An 18,275-nucleotide genomic window follows, 5' to 3' on the forward strand; every position below is an offset into this window, starting at 1 on the left:
GGGTAAATCTAAATATGACAACAATCAGTGAATTTTTATTACAGGCTGGTACTCAGTTTTGGGCATTTGATTTAAGCCGCGGTATTCAGTTACTGCCTTCTCAACAGTTCCTGGAAATTGAATCGGGGATCATTGCTCATCCCAGTCCACGTCAGCAACATGCCTGGTTTGCGATTGTGTTTAACAACAAAATGCTCACTGCGCAGCATTATATCTGGTTTGTAAAGCTTCCGCTGGACGAAATAGGCAAAGTACAGGATGCAGCTCGTTCGCAATTCCTGCAGATCATCGTCGAGGCTCTGGGGCGCGATATGCAGCAGGGTGAAAATGGCAGCGCAGACCTACCGGAAAATCCATTTAGCTTTGTGCCCAATCAACAACAAATGGCTGATTTTAACAGCCTGTGTCGGAAAACCTTAATACAACCGCCAAGCGAACATTTTAAGCCGACTCAGGGCTATTTTGCGAATCCGTCACCAGACAGCTGGCAAACACTAGCCATGCAGGGTATTAGTGACTTTGTTGTTTTCAGTAGTGACACTGAACTGACAGCAGTGTTGCAACATCAATTACCTACGCTGCCTGAACCGGTAATCAGTAGCCTGTTTAGTTCGCTGGAAAACCGCCAGATAAATAAAGCTGCAACGCAGGCTGTGCTCGATTTTGCGGAAAATAATGCTGGTAACCACCGACTTCAGGGACTGGCGCAACGGGCCATTAGTCAGTCAACCGCCAATGCCTTAGTCAGCAACTATCTAATGCAATTACTAACAGCGAGTAACAACGAGTTGTCTCTTGATTCACTGGTAGTGATCGCAGGACGTCACTGGCAACGCCTGCATAACAATCCAGCTTTGCTTACTGCATTTTTCGAAAAACTGGCGTCTCAGCCACAAACAGCGGAATCCTTTAGTGCACTGTTTGCCGATTTGGTTCAAATACCGCTGCTCAGAACTGAAATACTGGGGTTGATTAGACAAGCAGACAGATCAGAGGCGTTATCGCGCGCGATTGGCAAACTCTTTACCCACGAGGTGCGTTAAATGCAGTTTAATTTATTAGATATTCTGTTATTTGCAATTGTAATCTTTGTTGGCTTTCATTTCTGGCGTATTCGCGCCATCAGCGAACGGGCTCAGTCGTATCTGCAACAATATTGCGAAAAACAAGGATTACAGTTTATTAGCTGTGCCAGACGTAAAACCCGGCTAACAACAGTCAGAGGTAAGCTGGATTGGTACAGTGAGTTTAATTTTGAATTTTCCGGTAATGGTGAAGATAGCTACACCGGCGCCATCGCTATGCGTGGATTAAAAGTGGTTCAAACCGATTTACCTGCCTACCGTATTTAACGGTAAAACACATATTGCAGACAGAATAAAGGCGCAGTCATAAAAATGAGTGCGCCTTTATGTTAATAATGAGGATCCTTCTCGCGCTTCCCTTGCCTGAAACGGCGTATATCCTTTTATCTTCCTTAACGGGTTTATCTATTCCGTGATAAACCTAGACTCCAGTGCTCCATGCCTTCATCCGTGATACAGCCTTCCTGACTTAATGTTCATCCTATGAACCCGTCCTTGCTTCCTATCCTCAAGCTTCGTCCTGAAGCGGTCCCTTATTTCATCCCTGAAATGTTTCCTGATACTCATCCTGAGCCTGTCCCAATTCATCCTTAAGTCATCCTGACCCGTCGTGTTTCCTTGTGACGAATGTAACTTTACTCCTGTTCAATCACCAATTGGGTATAAGAATCAAAACAAAATAATATTTATTGCAGACTAATAAATCAGCAGATGCATTTTTTACTGATTTTTTTATGGGGTTAAGGCAATTTAAACCCTTTTTGACAACAACATGTCACTGGCAAATCTTACGTATTTGTACGAAATTTCCTACACAAGGAGAAGCTAATCAGGAACTATTGATTTTGCTTAAATTGATCAAGCGGTGTCGCAAAACCAAAAGAAGAAAAGATGGCATCTTTCAACATCACCCAGTCAGCCAACAGACTATAAAAAGGATGCTTAAAAGTGGCGGGTTTATTTTTCTCAAAAAAGAAGTGACCGGTCCAGGCAAATCCGTACCCCAGTACTGGCAATAACCACAACCACTGGTATTGACGATTAAGAAACGCCCAAAACAACAGTACTACCACCAAACTACTTCCTACATAATGTAATCGACGGCAGGTTCGATTACTGTGTTCTTGTAAATAGAATGGATAAAACTCAGCAAAATTATTAAATTGCATAATCATCTGTCCGATGCAAAAACATGATATTTCCTTCAATTTCACCGACTTTGAGTTTTTTAATCAATTGATACTGACCGTCTTCAAAAAATGGCAAGTATTTATCTACGGTGACAAATACGCCCACTCCTTCACTTGAAGTATGCTCTTGAACCAAGGTATTAATTGCGCTCATTAAAATATGGCCTAAACCAAGATGTTGGCAATCAGGGTGAACCCCAATAAAAGACAGCATGTGATAATGAGTTGCTGGCATATGCCGTTGAATCAGTTGCTCTTTTTCAAGCATCTGTTTGGTACCTAAAAAGCCTGCGGTCAACAACATTTTTAAGCGCCAGTGCCAGAATCGTTGAGGCCCAAAACCGGTTTCCGGTGCAATTAAACAAGCCACAGCCAACAAACGCTCTTCATCAAATAAACCGATCATTGGCTGCCTTGCCTGCCAGAAAGCATTTAATTCTTCGCGAATGGCTGCCCTTAAACGCGATTCATAACCTTCATTGTCGAATTGAAAAATGTGTTTAAATAAAGGATCGTCGTGATAGGCCTGATATAAAATTGACCCCGCCACTTTTATATCTTCCGCGGCTAAATAAATGGCTTTGATATTATCCGTTTGTGGCGCTAAAGCTGCATTTTCCATCACGTATTCCTCGCATTAACATCGAATAAAACTCTACCGTATAAATTTTAGCCTGTTAACACTTTTTTTACGTTCCCCTTTGCCACAAGGTGCCTATACTTTAATTGAGACTAACAAATCTGCAGGAGAGTAATCATGGATTTAACGAATCCTTCCTTTAAACAACTTTTTGACCAGTTAGGCTTGGCTAGCGACCATCAGGCAATTGATCGTTTTATAGAAGAACATAAAGGATTAGACAGCACATTAAAACTACAGCAGGCCCCCTTTTGGAATCCTACGCAGGCAAAGTTTATTGAAGACAGTTTAAATGAAGATGCCGCATGGGCAGAATTAATCGACCAATTAAATAACAGGCTGCGTTAAAAGACAGCCTGTCTTATAAACACGCTTACAACTCCTGATAAGCCTTATCACCAAAGCCAAATAAGCTGCCATTTTTAAATACCAGCGCCGTGCATTCATCTTTAGTGGTTATGCCATCGCTGGTAACGTGGCGCGTGCGATAGAATAACACCTGATATTCAGCACCATCTTTTTGATAAAGCTCGTTATATTCAGCCACCCCCATTTTACGTTTAACATTTTGCAACGACATGCCTGTTTCCAGATTGCTGATTTTATCGCGATTCTCACGTGCGGTTTCGTGCCAGTCGCTATGCCAGTTATTGTCATCATCACCGCCCACCGACACAACACATCCGCTTAATAATAAAGGCAATGCCGCAGCAATAACTAAAAGTGACTTTTTCATTTTTATCTCCATCTGAGTGTAATTTGAGAAACAATCTGAAAATGAAGAAAGCAATTCAAAGGCCAAAATTTAACTTATTGTTTTTAAAGGATTTTATAGTTTTATCCTGAATTTAATTCGCGGTATAGTTAAGGCTATGACTAAAATGTAGTGAATTAGACTAAATCCGTATGCAAGACAATCAATCCTATCTTTATCAGCTATGTCAGCAACTTAACCAAAAAGGTTTGAAGCCTTCAGTAGGCCTGTTAAAAAGTAAAAGCCAGCGAGCGATTCCGATGAAAGACATCATTCGCTGCATACAACACTGGAAAAACGACTCAGACGCTATTTTAAAGACTGAAATATCATCTGACACAGAACAAGCCCCTCAGGAATTAAACCTTGAGCAGCGTGTGGAACAGCTGGAGCAACAAGTGAGTATGTTGAAGCAGCACATAGACAAACTGAGTCGTTAGTCACTATCCAACGGCTGTAACATATCAACAAACTCAACCACATTTGCCGCAATTTGTTTCTGTGGTTGTAATCCAACCTGCTCAAGCACCACTGCACCACTTTCATTATCCAGCGTCAGGATAAAATCCTCTTCATCAGTTAGAGCAATGAAAAACGTCACCGGCTGTTTTAAGCGGCGTTTCATTAAGACGTGACCAATTAAGTTTTGCTGCAAACGCACGGCGTCATCACTATTCCAGCATTGCAATAATTCAAGATTTCCATGCTCAGTACAAGCCTGCACGTTTTCACTAAAATAGCGACCATAAAAGGCCTTTAAATCCGGATGAATCTCCAGTTCCAACGCCTGCTCCATCGAGCTGAAATCTACTGGAGGATTCTGCAATACAGGTTTCCATTCAACCATCCCCTCCTCGTCTGCTTCCCCTTGCTGACAGGGTGACAGCCATTGCTCATCGTATTCGGTAAGCAGTGTTTTACCTGTTTGTTCAGCATGTTGTTGCAGACGTTTAAAAAAATGATCAAGACTGGCGTTAACTAAATGTGACATGTGTATTTTTCAAAAACCAAGTAAAATTGAGTCAATGGTAACGGCAGGACATTTTGAATGACACAACAAAACGATAATTTGCAGCAACTCTCTTTAGGTAAAGCAGTAGAATATACCGACCAGTATGCACCTCACTTGCTGCAAGGCGTGCCTCGTAGTATGAATCGTCAGGAATTAAATATTGTTGAAAACCAACCTTTTCATGGAGAAGATATCTGGAATGGTTACGAACTATCATGGCTAAACGATAAAGGTAAACCCTGTGTGGCAATTATGCAGGTGCGAGTACCAGCCACATCGCCCAATCTGATTGAATCCAAATCGTTTAAACTTTATTTAAATGGTTTTAATCAAACCCGTGTTAACACAATTGACGAACTTCAGCGCATGTTACAACATGATTTAAGTCAGTGTGCAGGTCAGCAGGTTGAAGTTACATTATTTACACCAGCCCAGTTTGCTACTTTTAACGTGGTGAGTTTGCCAGGCACTAACATTGATTTGTTAGATATTGAGGTAAATCAGTATCAACCCAATGTCAGCATATTAGAAACATCAAACAATGTGGTTAGTGAAACCCTGTGCAGCGATTTACTTAAATCAAATTGTTTAATCACTCACCAGCCTGACTGGGCGAGTATCGCAATCCGTTATGAGGGACCGGCCATTGACCATGCCAGTTTTCTGAGATACCTGATATCCTTTCGTCAACATAATGAATTCCACGAGCAGTGTGTTGAACGCATATTCTGCGATATTCAACAGCAATGTAAGCCTGACAAGCTAACAGTATATGCACGTTACACACGTCGTGGCGGTCTGGATATCAACCCTTTTCGCAGCAACTTCGAACCCTGCTGGCCAAACGGACGACTGGCTCGCCAGTAATTAAGTTCATTCTTTACACTTTAATTGAAACAAGGACTTACATTAAGCTTTTGCTATTTTTAACTAAAACAGGCACAACTAATGTTTAAGTTCCTTGTCAAAATTACAAAGGATATGTCGTACAACAAATGATGCATAAACCACCGGAATTACTGCAAAAAGAGCTGGAACAGGCTAAACAACAGCAACAAAAGCTGGTTCGCAGTTTCAAGCGGCAAATTGATGTACTGAGTCAGTTCATTATTCGCCTGTCACTGTTTTATGCCGACGCTAATCATAATATTGATGAAGAACTGGCACAGTTGCGCGGACACCTTGGTGGTAAAAGCAACTTTGCCATGGCTGAAAACAGCATAGGTAAAATCACTAAATTACTGGTACAGGAAGCAGATATATTTACTCACCAGGGTAAGTTGCTGCAAAGCCAAATTCAAAACGCATTAAAAGCATTACAACTAAAAACAACAGTAAAATCAGAGATTAATCAGCAGTGCATCAAAGTATTAGGTGAACTTCATCAGCAGCACTTATCACTGTATAAAGGCCTGCCTTATGTTCAAAAAGCCCTGTTGCTGTATCAACAGGCGCTGGCCTTAACTGATAAGACTGCCAGCGATGACATTGATAAAAACAAAATAAATTCTTTACACAAGCGCATCTGTGCGGAGCTCAGCCAGTTAATAGAACAACTCGCCAGTCAGGATACGCCGGATCGCGAGTTACAGCGAATCCGTATTAAACTAATCGATGGCATTACCCACGAAGAGTTATTGCAATGCTGCCTGATACTTATCCGAACCATATTAAAAGACGTGGTGAAAGAACGTGATCATGCGGAAAAATTTGTATCATCAATTCATCAGGTTTTAATCGATCTCAACCAACAACTGGACGACTCAATTAAACACACAAATGAGGTGATTGAACAGAAACAACAGAACCATCAGCAGATGCAGGCTCACATAGACAATATTGAAAATGTGGTCTCTGAAGCCAGTGACTTGCAACAACTAAAACAGCAAACCCAGCAATATTTGCAGAAACTGAATAAATCACTGGCCGCCAATACTCAGATTGATCATGAAGAACAAGGGCATTTATTGTCACTTCTCAATGCAATGCAAAGCCAGATCACTGAACTGGAGCAACAGGCGGATCAATACAAACAAAAACTAATTAAACAGCGCCAACAAAATGAAACAGATGTACTCACCGGTGTAGCCAATCGCAATGCTTATTTGACCCGGGCGCAAACTGAATATGAGCGCTGGCAACGCTATCAGCATCCACTGGCAATCGCTTTGATAGATATTGACCATTTTAAACGTATTAACGATACCTTTGGTCACTCTGCCGGAGACAAAACACTGCAGGTAATTGCACAGCAGATTCAAACCCAAATCCGCAATACCGATTTTTTAGCGCGCTGGGGGGGTGAGGAATTTATTTTACTGTTACCTGACACTGACCTTGAACAGCTAAGTGTTCCTTTAAGTGAAATTGGTAAAAGAGTAGAAAAAATCCCATTCAAATTTAAAACAGAGCAAGTCACTATTACTGTTTCTATCGGCGCAACCACTCTTCAACCTGAAGATACGCTTGAAGAAGCTTTCGAGCGTGCTGACCAAGCCCTGTATAAAGCAAAATCATCTGGTCGAAATCGTTTCATCATAGGATAACCCTGCATTATGAGAAAAAAGATCCAGCTAAATCCCATTGGCTCAATGAGCCTGTTATCACAATACGAAGTAGACAGACTCAAGCAATCAACAACAAATGAACTCTATCGCTTAATGCGTAATTGTTGTCTGGCTGTATTAAATAGTGGTGCAGAAATGGACAGCTGTGAAGATTTGTTCGCTCCCTATCAGGATTTCGACATTGAACTGCTTCAGCGTGAACGCGGGATTAAAGTCGCACTGCATAATCCACCGGAACTGGCGTTTGTAGACGGGCGTTTAATTCGCGGTGTGCACGAACATCTGTTTGCGGTCATCCGCGACATCGTTCATATGTCGGCTAAATACGAGAGTAATGGATTCATTGACACCACCGATCCGGTACAAATCACCCATATCGTATTTGATATGTTACGAAACGCGGAAGTGATTAAACCCGATTTAGAGCCTAATATGGTGGTGTGTTGGGGTGGTCATTCCATTGGTAACGTAGAGTACCAATACACCAAAGAAGTGGGCTATCAGCTTGGTTTACGTGAAATGAACATATGCACCGGTTGCGGGCCGGGCGCAATGAAAGGCCCAATGAAAGGTGCCGCAATCGGACATGCTAAACAACGTTTCGCTTACGGCCGTTATCTGGGCATAACCGAACCGGGTATTATTGCAGCAGAGCCCCCAAATGCCATCGTTAATCAGCTGGTAATTATGCCGGATATTGAAAAACGACTGGAGGCATTTGTACGCACCGCGCATGCCATTGTTATTTTCCCGGGCGGCGCTGGCACAGCAGAGGAATTACTGTATTTGCTTGGTATCATGCTAAATCACAAAAACAGCGAACAATGCCTGCCAATCGTGTTAACAGGACCCAAACAATCTGCCGCCTATTTTGAATCTATTCATCATTTTATTGGTGAAACACTGGGCGCTAAAGCACAAAAATTATATCGCATTATTGTTGACGACGCCCCCGAAGTGGCGCGTTATGTCAGACAACAACAGGACAATGTAAAACAATACAGGCTCAATACAGGCGATGCCTATCATTACAACTGGTCATTAAAAATTGAATCTGATTTTCAGCAACCGTTTGAACCCACACATGAAAATGTCGCAGCACTGAATCTGCATTTTGACCAGCCAACACCTCAGCTTGCCGCAGCTTTGCGCAAAGCGTTTTCAGCGATAGTAGCAGGTAATGTTAAAGCCGATGGCTTACAACATATCCGGGAAAAAGGTTTATATCAGATCAACGGAGATGTGCGCATCATGAGTTTACTCGATGAGTTATTGCAATCTTTTGTCGAGCAACAACGTATGAAGTTACCGGGTTCAGAGTACAAACCCTGCTATGAAATAAAGCGTTAAAACAATTTTGTTTTTTCACACTTTTTTTGCCGCAATTAACAGGTACAATATTTAGCGCAAATGAAAAGGGTGCGTTATGGGTAACAAGGTAGTAAAACGAATTGGTTTGGGGATCGCTGCTTACATGCTGTTTGTGGTGTTGGTGATGCTTTTTTATAAGGGTGATCCAAACCAGATGGAATGGCAGGACAGGGAGCAATATAACCGCGTGCAAATCAGCAAGCTTGAAGCAGGCATGAGCAAACAGCAAATCATCGACATGATGGGCTCTCCTGATATCAGTGAAGCTAAATCGGTTACCGATAAAGTCGTGCAGGTAATGTTTTACCGTACCGAACGTAAAAAGTCAGATGGCATAACCACCGCTGACGAGTGTATTCCTTTATTGTTTGAAGACAATCAATTGATTGCCTGGGGTAAAGACACCTATCAGCAATATTTAGATTTATAAGTGAGCGTAAACTTTAATCAGGGATTGATACTAGTTGAACAGTGTCAGACTTATTTTGCAAAGTGGCTACAGCAATTACTAAAAGAACCGAACAATCAGTCACTCATCAGTCAATCCGAAAAACTAGCAGTCATAGTTAACCAACTGGTAAAACAACATCCGCTTTTATCCCTGAGTTTACTGCAATGTCCCAAACAAAGCTGGCCCTGGAGCTACCGTTATATATTCCACTTTGCACTATTAACCAGCCAGTTAGCAAACTGCAATCAGTGGCATGAAAAAGTCACTGAAATCCTAATCAGATCCAGCCTGTTAACGCATAGAAAACGTATGATAGCTCTGGAAAAATGGGCTAAAGGCATACCGCTGGGGGAAGATGATAAAAGGCATTTTCTGTCTCCTGCTGTTTTATCCGAGACAGATTCAGCTAAGGCATCTCTTTTACATGTTTTGCTCAACATGCCAGCCAATTCATTATTACTTAGCAGCAAACTGAAACAGGATGTAGGAAACAACGCAGCTTACAGCCTGCTAATGCTAAGCAGCCAACTTGCATTACGCATCACTCCCGGAGCTAAACGACAGGCCTGTAGTGTATTAAAAGCCATTAAACTGTTGGCGGGCATACTGCCCCCTTCGCAATATCAACGATTAAATACGCTGTTAAAGGTAACCGGCATGAGTTTTCCTGCCAGCCTCTTAGACCAACAAAAACATTATCTACTGGCAAAAATCAATCCACATCAGACCGCACGTGTACAAATCATTGACAATAAGCCCGCTGTATCTTTGTTACACCCAGCGGAACTCAACATAACGCATTTTGCAGCACCTGCTGTGGTAGAAAATAGTTGCGCCCATCTGCAGCAATTATGGCCAACTGGCTGGCAACGGGAAAAATATCCAACAATAAACCAAACATACCGGCTGGTGCCCATTCACTATCGGCTGGATTTACCGCCTCCCGCATTAGCTGATTTTCATCAGCAACTACAACAAAACGAGCCCGATACCAAGGTATTAACCAGATTGATTGAAAGCGAACAACATCTGGCTAAATACATGTGTTTGCAGGCCGAAGTGCGTTCACGGCTGAATATCAAAGTACAACAGGTAAAACAGGCTCTTCTGGTACAAGGTTTTGAGCGAAGTTTTCATATATTAAGTCAGCAGGCATTATGTGTGCGTTTGTATCAATACCGCTTCCCCGGCTTTGAAACGTTACAGCAACTAACACCATGGCATGCTGCGATTGCCTCACAACTAGCAGCAATGACAAAACTTGACCTGCTGGAAGAAGAAGTACAGGCCGCTATTTATTTTTACCATTCAGGCGTGTTTATTTCACCACGGGTTAAATCCTGTTACCAGCTGACACTGTCTGATGATGTGGTATTTTCTCCAGTGCATTTATTTAAAAACCTTAAACTTACTAATGTCATAGATAACAGCATTAAACTTGGAGAGTACTGGCGACAACCGTCATCGACATTGGCAGCGTTTAGATTAACCGTCAATCATCATAGCCATAGCTCAACAATGGTCATGAAACTAAGCACGATTATTCAGCTAAGTCTGGCTATGACACAGCAAACCTTGCGTTTTGGCCAATTGAGCGATGCTTTTTATGCCGACCCAAAAGTTCAGGCCACAATGCAACAATTTGCATTAACTGAGCGACAATTCGATACAGTTGTTAATGATGCGTTACACATTGTCTCTCCCTGTTTACCTTTGCAGTAAAAATGTCGCCAAAAGACGCTTATTGCTGGAAAAAACTGGCTTAAAATGCTATAAAACGCGCCCTCAAAATTCTCTTTAAGCTTTGAGCAGTTTGGCTCACAAAAGGAAAAATCACTATGGCACAACAGCGCATAACCGTAATTCCCGGTGATGGAATTGGTCCCAGTATCATTGATTCTGCAATTCAAATTCTCGACAAAGTCGGTTGTGATTTCGAATACGATTATGCAGACGCTGGCATTACTGCGCTGGAAAAAGACGGTGAGTTATTGCCTGCACGCACTCTTGAACTGATTGAACAAAACAAAGTAACCCTTAAGGGGCCTTTAACTACACCCGTTGGTGAAGGTTTCACCTCAATCAATGTTAGCCTGCGTAAACAATTTAAACTGTATTCAAATGTGCGTCCGGTACTGAGCTTTAAAGGTACTCAGGCACGTTATGAAAACATCGACATTATCACTGTACGTGAAAATACCGAGGGTATGTACAGCGGTTTAGGACAGGTTGTGTCCGAAGACGGCAGTGAAGCGCAAGCAATGAGTAAGATCACCCGTGAAGGTGCAGAGCGCATTGTAACATTCGCCTACGAAATGGCACGTCGTGAAGGCCGCAAAAAAGTCACAGCCGTACACAAAGCCAATATCCTTAAATCAACATCAGGTTTGTTCCTCAAAGTAGCACGTGAAGTGGGTGAGCGTTACCCAGATATTGAATCGGCTGAAATGATTGTTGATAACTGTTGTATGCAATTGGTGATGAATCCTCACCAGTTTGACGTAATTGTCACCACTAACTTATTTGGCGATATTCTATCTGATCTTTGTGCAGGTTTAGTCGGAGGCTTAGGCATGGCACCTGGCGCCAACATTGGTAGCGATTGCGCAATTTTCGAAGCAGTTCATGGCTCAGCGCCTGACATTGCGGGTAAAAACCTGGCTAACCCGACTTCAGTTATTTTGGCATCAGTACAAATGCTGGAATACCTGAATATGGGAGATAAAGCAGAAAAAATCCGCTCTGCACTAAAAGACGTTATTGAGACAGGTGATCGCACTACCCGCGACTTAGGTGGCGAACATGGCACCACTGACTTTACAGCGGCAATGCTAGAACGTTTATAAAACAGAATGAAACTGAAAAAAGCGCCGACAGGCGCTTTTTTTTATGTATGCACTATACTCAGGTTTAGCTGGTACGGGTTTTACAGCAAGGAGTAAATTTAAACCGCTTAAGGAGATTAAGGATGAAAAAAATATTCCTGCCACTTGTTTTAACTGCAGCATGCCTGGTCTCAGGACCTACATTAGCTTTCCCCAATGACAAACTACCTGAAGTAACCAAGGTAATGAGTCAGCAGATAAACCTCAATACTGCAACGGAAAAAGAACTTGCAACCCTGCCGGGTATAGGAAAAAGCAAAGCAAAAGCCATCATTGAGTACCGAAATGAACATGGAAAAATCACATCACTGAAAGAGCTGGTTCAGATCAAAGGTGTGGGTAAAAAAGTGGTTAGTAAACTTGATGGTAAAGTAACCCTGTAACATTCATCTCATCTGCAATAAGAAAGGGAGCATATGCTCCCTTTCTTATTTAGCCATTTGTTTGATGTATTTCTTAAATTCATCACCAAGTGCAGGATGGCGCAACGCATATTCAACATTGGCTTTCATGTAGCCCAATTTGCTGCCGCAATCATGACTTTTGCCTTTCATATAGTAGGCATCAACCTGTTCCGTATTCATCAGCTCAGCGATAGCATCAGTTAACTGAATTTCACCGCCTGCTCCTGGAGGGGTGCGTTCCAGTAACGGCCAGGTTTTAGCTGACAGAACATAACGTCCAACAACGGCTAAATCAGAAGGCGCATCTTCAAGCGCTGGTTTTTCAACCATGCCATGAATTTTACCCGACTCACCCGGTTTTAGCTCTGCCCCGTCCAAATCAACAATGCCGTATTTAACCACATCCTGCTTAGGAACCTGCTCAACCATAATCTGACTGACACGATTAGTATTAAAACGTGCAACCATTTCAGCCATATTGTCTTTTTTAGGGTTGCTTGCTGCATCATCAATGATCACATCTGGCAGCACCACAGCAAAAGGCTCATCGCCAATCAAAGGATAAGCACAAAGGATTGCATGACCTAAACCTTTGGCAACCCCCTGACGCACATGCATAATGGTCACATCTTTCGGACAAATGCTTTGCACTTCTTCCAATAACTGGCGCTTTACGCGGGTTTCCAGGGTGGTTTCCAATTCAAAACTGGTATCAAAATGGTTCTCAATACTGTTTTTACTGGCATGGGTTACCAGAATAATTTCTTTAATACCTGCTGCCACACATTCATTCACTACATATTGAATTAGTGGTTTATCTACCAGTGGTAACATCTCTTTGGGAATCGCTTTAGTGGCAGGTAACATGCGGGTACCCAAGCCAGCAACCGGGATCACTGCTTTTCTGATTTGACTCATAATACTTTTCCTTCTAACGACTTTCCTCGGCCTATAGCGTAGTAATGCAAGCCACGTTCCAGCATGTCTTCAACATCATATAAGTTGCGGCCATCAAAGATCACAGGTTGCTTTAATGAAGTTTTAATTAAGTCAAAATCAGGTGCCCGGAATGCCTGCCATTCGGTGCAAACGACAAGGCAATCTGCGCCTTTGAGTGCTTGCTCTTTGTTCCCCATTAGAGACAAGTCGTCACGCAATCCATAGATACGTTGTGTTTCTTCCATCGCCTCAGGATCATAGGCCTGAACCTTAGCCCCAGCTTGCCACAACTGCTCCATCAGCACACGGCTGGATGCCTCACGCATATCATCAGTATTGGGTTTAAATGAAAGCCCCCATAAGGCAATAGTTTTACCACTGATGTCGTTATCAAAATGACGCATAATGTAGCTAAACAGCTTTTCTTTTTGTGCGTAGTTAACACTCTCTACCGCTTCCAAAATTTGCGCTTTATAACCCACACCATTTGCACTACGGATTAGCGCCTGCACATCTTTGGGGAAACAGGACCCACCATAACCACAACCAGGATAAATAAACTGGTAACCAATACGCGGATCTGAACCAATACCTTTACGTACATTTTCGATATCAGCACCAAAACGCTCGGCCAGGTTAGACATCTCATTCATAAAACTAATCTTGGTAGCCAGCATGCAGTTTGCAGCGTATTTGGTCAATTCCGCACTACGAATATCCATCACAATGACTTTATCGTGATTACGATTAAAGGGTGCATATAACTGACGTAATGTTTTTTCGGCTTTAGCCGAACTGGTGCCAAGAATAATACGATCAGGGCGCATACAATCATTTACCGCAGCCCCTTCTTTTAAGAATTCAGGATTGGATACCACATCATATTCGGTGGCTTTATTCAGCTCTTTAAGCTTTGCGGTAACCGCGGCGTTAACCTTATCTGAAGTACCGACTGGCACTGTCGATTTTGTTACTATTATTTTACGGTCCTGCATATGCTCAGCAATGGTACTGGCAACGGCTAATACATATTTAAGGTCTGCTGAGCCATCTTCATCAGGCGGCGTACCTACCGCAATAAAAATAACTTCACCATGTTCAACGCCTTTTTTGGCATCAGTGGTGAAATTTAAACGCCCCTGCTCAAAATTACTTTTAACCATAGGCTCAAGGCCGGGTTCATAAATTGGGATAATGCCTTGTTCTAAATCATCAACCCTAGCCTGATTCACATCAACGCATACGACATCATGTCCGACTTCGGCAAGCACGGCTCCCTGTACCAACCCGACATAACCTATTCCAAATACGGTTACTTTCACAATCTAAAATCCTTTATTTATCAATAAAAAACTGATGAGTTATAACTACCAATTATCGTTATAGGATCCATCTCTCATACGAAGACCGTCCCAAATCCCTCTCACCATAAAGATTAAACGTTCTTTCTTATTATTTTGTAGAAAAGTATTGGCAAAAAAGCGAATTGGCATAACTAATATATTTCTTATCTTCCAATATAGAGGCACATAATCTCGACGAGTTAAAATCAATATATTTCTAAACTGGTAATATAAACGAATGGGTGAACCTACTTTATAGGTAATACCTGCAAATTTACTACGTGCATCCCCCAACCTGTGTACCATATACAAGTTATTTGCTATGGCTACATCAAAGTTTTTTCTTCTGGCCCGCCAACACCACTCATGATCTACACCATCGATAAATAACCTTTCATCTTTAAAACCTGTTAACTCAAGCTGATGTAAATCGATCAACATACCAGAAGAAATAATTTGTGTTACACAAACAAAGTCTTCATGAACAAATAACTCTTTTTGCACCCTGGGCTTAACAAGTTTTTCAGAGAACGAGCACACAATTCTTGGCCCTATAGCAATTACTCTTTTATTGTCCGTTTGAGCACTTGAGAGTTGGTCAGAAAGAGATTTAACGAAATACTCATCTACTAAGCTATCTTGATCAAGCAGTAAAGCTCGGTCACATTTTGCTAAACATAGGTCACTAAGACCCACATTCTGTGCCGCTGCTATACCGATATTTGACGAAAAGTGATGATAACTTAAATTTGCCCTATCTAAGTTAAGCTCTGAAGGACGGGGAGAATTATCTATCACACAAAGTGCATCGACCTGGCCACTAACTTTGTTGACCAAAGCCTGCGCTTCCGCCAAGAAAGGGTTAAATAGAACTATGACTGCACCGATTTTCAATGTTTTACAATCTTTTCCAGTAAGTAACGATCAAAAGTATACGCAATTTTTATTATTTGCGAAGGCATCATACGCAAACATATTACAGCACATGCATACATAATATTTGCCACAGTAAACTGATTTAATTTTTTCATAGTATACCAACGAGCTTTAAATTCATTTATAGACTTATTAATTCCCCTACGCTTATAGAAATTATTCACTCGTCGAAACTTTAAGAGTTTCTCGCTTAAATTAGTAAATTTGTAACCAGCTGCCGCTAAATCAGCCCATAGAAAATAGTCCTGGGTATTGGCTAACTTTTCACTATAGCGGAACCCAGCATCAAAGACACTAAACCTTAACCCTACAGTAGGATGATTAAGTGAACACCTTTTCGGCAAGAATTTTATTATTTCTTCATGTGACAACGGTAACTTACGTTGTCCCACAACATTTCCTTGTTCATTTATTTCATCTAAAGCACTACCCAAAATACTAACAGAAGGATTGCTTTTTAAGAATTTAGTCTGAACTAGTAACCTATTTTCACATGCTATATCGTCAGCATCCATACGGAAAAAAAACAGTGGCGCCAATCGTTTGGACCATTCGACGACATAATTCATACAAGCACTTAAGCCTCTATTTTCGCTGCTACGAATTAAAGCAACATTTCGATGCTTAAATAAAGTATCGCGCACCAAGCTCTCAATTTCGCCACCAACTTCCCCATCAAAGACAATAGCAAAAACAAAGTCAGTATATAATTGGCTCAAAACGCTTTCGATCGCTTGTTGAACCCAGTCAACTCGATCACCTTTATAAACGGCCATTCCTACAACAGCCTCACATGTAGAAACCTTCACTTCAGTATCTACAGTAAACTTATCTATCAATGTTAAAACTCTATTCGTTTTGTACCTCAAATGGAGGAAACTTATTTTGTCATCGAGGTATATATTAATCGGCTAAAAGTAACAGAAGATTGGTGAAAAATCCTTGTTAAATTCCATAAAGATGTAATCGTCTTAGAGACTTAACTCCGGATGCTAAAATCTTCATAAGACAAGGTTAAATGTCTATTATATGCGGGATCTTTTTCAATTATCTCATTCCATGTATTTTGGATATAATCAACCTCACCTGCGAATCTATGCTGTTTTTCTGGCGTATCCTCATGACCTCTAGACACAGACTCATGATGAAACAAAATAGCTTCAGCGCAATACACGTTGCGCTTATTAGACAATGCAACTCTTAAGCATAAATCTACATCATTGAAAGCTACTTTTAATTCCCTTTCATTCAATCCACCTACTTCCAGAAAATCACTTTTCTTAATTAAAAGACAAGCTGCAGTCACGGCACTAAAGTTATTTGTAGCAACTAATCTGGCTAGATAACCATCATGGTCACAAGGGAAAAACTTATGGGCATGCCCTGCCCCACCACCGTATCCCATTACTACGCCAGCATGTTGAATTAATTTATTGGGGTAGAGCAGTTTTGCTCCAACACAACCAACATCTTTCCTACAAACATGCCCAACCATATATCTGAGCCAATTGTGGTCTATGACTTCAATATCATTATTAACCAGACCAATGATACTTCCATTTGCATACTTAACCGCAAAATTATTAATCGCTGAATAATTAAATTCATGTGGATATTTCAGAACCCGAATTTTGTCGTTCTGAGAAAGCTCTGAAAAATAATCAAGTGACTCCTTTTCGTCAGAGTTATTGTCAACTAAAAGAATTTCGAAATTTTGATAACTAGTTTTTTGCAGAATTGATTCAATACACTTCTGAACTAAGTCTTTCGCATTCTTTGTTGGTATGATTAAACTAACTTTTGGCTTGTCTGAAACATTCCAACACAAACTTAATATATTGGATTTTTTAGAAACGGTGACTTGAGCAATTCCACTGATTTTTTTCAATACTTTTGTGCCCACAAGATCCGTTATTAATTCAGCGTAATGAGGACGGTGCAACAGAGTAAAACTAATATGCGTAGGATAAAATTTAGCATTTTCGATGTACTGCTCTATAAACCAAGACGCGATACATCCAACATCTATATTATCTACAGACATCAAGAAATGTCGAACATTCCTGAGATAAATTCCACTCCTTATGTATGCTGTTGTTATCTGTAAATCCGGATTCCAGTCAGGATAAAATTTAGGTGAAAATCGACTATTTTTTTCCAACGAATCAGTATCAACATAGGCTATGTCAGCATTTTTAGTAAAGTGATTTAGGGCTATCAGTAATAACGAGTGAACATAATCACCATTAAAAATCAAAAATGTAGGATTTTGTATACAATCGAAATCAGCATCTCCAAAATGCAAAATTTTTGCATTTTCAAGGCTATTCTTAATTATTTTCTGAAATTTTGAAGAGAATTCTGGCAGTATAAACCAACAATTCGCAAATGGGGTTTCGAGATTTTTTATCCCATCAATTGTAATTTTTAAAGCTACTAAATCTGTAGTTGGACACAAAATAATTAAGTCGACTTTCTCATCAATTATCGGAAGTAAACTCAGCTCCGTGTTTTGTAATTCTATATTATCCTGGTATAGCTTCTGTTCCAGTTGCTCTCTGACCAAGCGATGCTGAATCAATTGGGTTCGATACCAATGTGCTATTTTAGTATGTTGTCTTAGTTTCAATCTCCAGGTAACTGGCATTAAGCGTATTAGTAACTTTAATGTTTTAATTCCAAAATATTTCACTTAACA

At 41.0% G+C, this 18,275-nt stretch carries 20 protein-coding genes; 11 read left to right on the forward strand and 9 right to left on the reverse strand.

Annotation, left to right across the window (positions count from 1 at the left end; all coding sequences use genetic code 11):
* Positions 1–14: 14 nt before the first annotated feature.
* Entirely contained in the window at positions 15–1,043 is a 1,029-nt protein-coding gene (locus tag H8B19_RS03365) for a DUF3549 family protein (RefSeq protein WP_186505369.1), read from the forward strand.
* Positions 1,044–1,352, forward strand: coding sequence for a DUF3301 domain-containing protein (locus H8B19_RS03370; RefSeq protein WP_186505370.1), 309 nt, complete (start codon positions 1,044–1,046; stop codon positions 1,350–1,352).
* A 569-nt stretch (positions 1,353–1,921) separates the two neighbouring features.
* On the opposite strand, the gene H8B19_RS03375 is transcribed toward H8B19_RS03370, so the two are convergent.
* Positions 1,922–2,260, reverse strand: a complete 339-nt coding sequence (locus H8B19_RS03375) for an Mpo1-like protein (protein ID WP_186505371.1) — start codon at positions 2,258–2,260, stop codon at positions 1,922–1,924.
* A complete protein-coding gene (locus tag H8B19_RS03380; protein WP_186505372.1) occupies positions 2,244–2,897 on the reverse strand; it encodes a GNAT family N-acetyltransferase in 654 nt (217 codons plus the stop codon). The genes H8B19_RS03375 and H8B19_RS03380 overlap by 17 nt, the downstream gene beginning before the upstream one ends.
* 135 nt (positions 2,898–3,032) lie before the next feature.
* Here H8B19_RS03380 and H8B19_RS03385 point away from each other — a divergent pair, with 135 nt between their 5' ends.
* Entirely contained in the window at positions 3,033–3,263 is a 231-nt protein-coding gene (locus H8B19_RS03385; protein ID WP_186505373.1) for a DUF2789 family protein, read from the forward strand.
* A 25-nt stretch (positions 3,264–3,288) separates the two neighbouring features.
* Here the strand turns inward: H8B19_RS03385 and H8B19_RS03390 are convergent, their stop codons facing one another.
* The gene (locus tag H8B19_RS03390) at positions 3,289–3,651 is read right to left on the reverse strand and encodes a DUF3192 domain-containing protein (RefSeq protein WP_186505374.1); all 363 of its coding nucleotides are present in this window, start codon (positions 3,649–3,651) and stop codon (positions 3,289–3,291) included.
* Positions 3,652–3,821: 170 nt separating this feature from the next.
* On the opposite strand from H8B19_RS03390, the gene H8B19_RS03395 reads away from it, so the two are divergent.
* Positions 3,822–4,109, forward strand: a complete 288-nt coding sequence (locus H8B19_RS03395) for a hypothetical protein (protein WP_186505375.1) — start codon at positions 3,822–3,824, stop codon at positions 4,107–4,109.
* Here H8B19_RS03395 and syd read toward each other — a convergent pair.
* A complete protein-coding gene (syd, locus tag H8B19_RS03400) occupies positions 4,106–4,660 on the reverse strand; it encodes a SecY-interacting protein (RefSeq protein ID WP_186505376.1) in 555 nt (184 codons plus the stop codon). The two genes, H8B19_RS03395 and syd, sit on opposite strands and share 4 nt — an antisense overlap.
* A 57-nt stretch (positions 4,661–4,717) precedes the next feature.
* On the opposite strand from syd, the gene queF reads away from it, so the two are divergent.
* From queF to H8B19_RS03435, 7 genes are all read left to right on the forward strand, one after another.
* Positions 4,718–5,548 (forward strand): NADPH-dependent 7-cyano-7-deazaguanine reductase QueF, encoded by an 831-nt coding sequence (gene queF, locus H8B19_RS03405; RefSeq protein WP_186505377.1) that lies wholly within the window; start codon positions 4,718–4,720, stop codon positions 5,546–5,548.
* Positions 5,549–5,676: 128 nt separating this feature from the next.
* Positions 5,677–7,227, forward strand: a complete 1,551-nt coding sequence (locus H8B19_RS03410) for a GGDEF domain-containing protein (RefSeq protein WP_186505378.1) — start codon at positions 5,677–5,679, stop codon at positions 7,225–7,227.
* Between the two features lie 9 nt (positions 7,228–7,236).
* On the forward strand, positions 7,237–8,598 hold the full coding sequence (gene ppnN, locus H8B19_RS03415) for a nucleotide 5'-monophosphate nucleosidase PpnN (protein WP_186505379.1): 1,362 nt from the start codon (positions 7,237–7,239) through the stop codon (positions 8,596–8,598).
* A gap of 76 nt (positions 8,599–8,674) precedes the next feature.
* The gene (locus H8B19_RS03420) at positions 8,675–9,049 is read left to right on the forward strand and encodes a DUF3192 domain-containing protein (protein ID WP_186505380.1); all 375 of its coding nucleotides are present in this window, start codon (positions 8,675–8,677) and stop codon (positions 9,047–9,049) included.
* Positions 9,050–10,792 carry a hypothetical protein gene (locus tag H8B19_RS03425; RefSeq protein WP_186505381.1) on the forward strand — a complete coding sequence of 581 codons (1,743 nt, stop codon included), beginning with the start codon at positions 9,050–9,052 and terminating at the stop codon, positions 10,790–10,792.
* A 116-nt stretch (positions 10,793–10,908) separates the two neighbouring features.
* On the forward strand, positions 10,909–11,916 hold the full coding sequence (locus tag H8B19_RS03430; protein ID WP_186505382.1) for an isocitrate dehydrogenase: 1,008 nt from the start codon (positions 10,909–10,911) through the stop codon (positions 11,914–11,916).
* Between the two features lie 122 nt (positions 11,917–12,038).
* Positions 12,039–12,338, forward strand: coding sequence for a ComEA family DNA-binding protein (locus H8B19_RS03435; RefSeq protein WP_186505383.1), 300 nt, complete (start codon positions 12,039–12,041; stop codon positions 12,336–12,338).
* A gap of 45 nt (positions 12,339–12,383) precedes the next feature.
* On the opposite strand, the gene galU is transcribed toward H8B19_RS03435, so the two are convergent.
* From galU to H8B19_RS19200, 5 genes are all read right to left on the reverse strand, one after another.
* Positions 12,384–13,277, reverse strand: a complete 894-nt coding sequence (galU, locus tag H8B19_RS03440; protein ID WP_186505384.1) for a UTP--glucose-1-phosphate uridylyltransferase GalU — start codon at positions 13,275–13,277, stop codon at positions 12,384–12,386.
* Positions 13,274–14,620 (reverse strand): nucleotide sugar dehydrogenase, encoded by a 1,347-nt coding sequence (locus tag H8B19_RS03445; RefSeq protein ID WP_186505385.1) that lies wholly within the window; start codon positions 14,618–14,620, stop codon positions 13,274–13,276. The genes galU and H8B19_RS03445 overlap by 4 nt, the downstream gene beginning before the upstream one ends.
* 45 nt (positions 14,621–14,665) lie before the next feature.
* Entirely contained in the window at positions 14,666–15,535 is an 870-nt protein-coding gene (locus H8B19_RS03450; RefSeq protein ID WP_194362611.1) for a glycosyltransferase family 2 protein, read from the reverse strand.
* On the reverse strand, positions 15,532–16,416 hold the full coding sequence (locus tag H8B19_RS03455; RefSeq protein ID WP_186505386.1) for a glycosyltransferase: 885 nt from the start codon (positions 16,414–16,416) through the stop codon (positions 15,532–15,534). The genes H8B19_RS03450 and H8B19_RS03455 overlap by 4 nt, the downstream gene beginning before the upstream one ends.
* 140 nt (positions 16,417–16,556) lie before the next feature.
* Complete coding sequence (locus H8B19_RS19200) at positions 16,557–18,269, reverse strand: glycosyltransferase (RefSeq protein ID WP_186505387.1); 1,713 nt, start codon at positions 18,267–18,269, stop codon at positions 16,557–16,559.
* Between the last annotated feature and the right edge of the window lie 6 nt (positions 18,270–18,275).

It is taken from the genome of Neptunicella marina, assembly GCF_014270035.1.
GTDB lineage: Bacteria > Pseudomonadota > Gammaproteobacteria > Enterobacterales > Alteromonadaceae > Neptunicella > Neptunicella marina.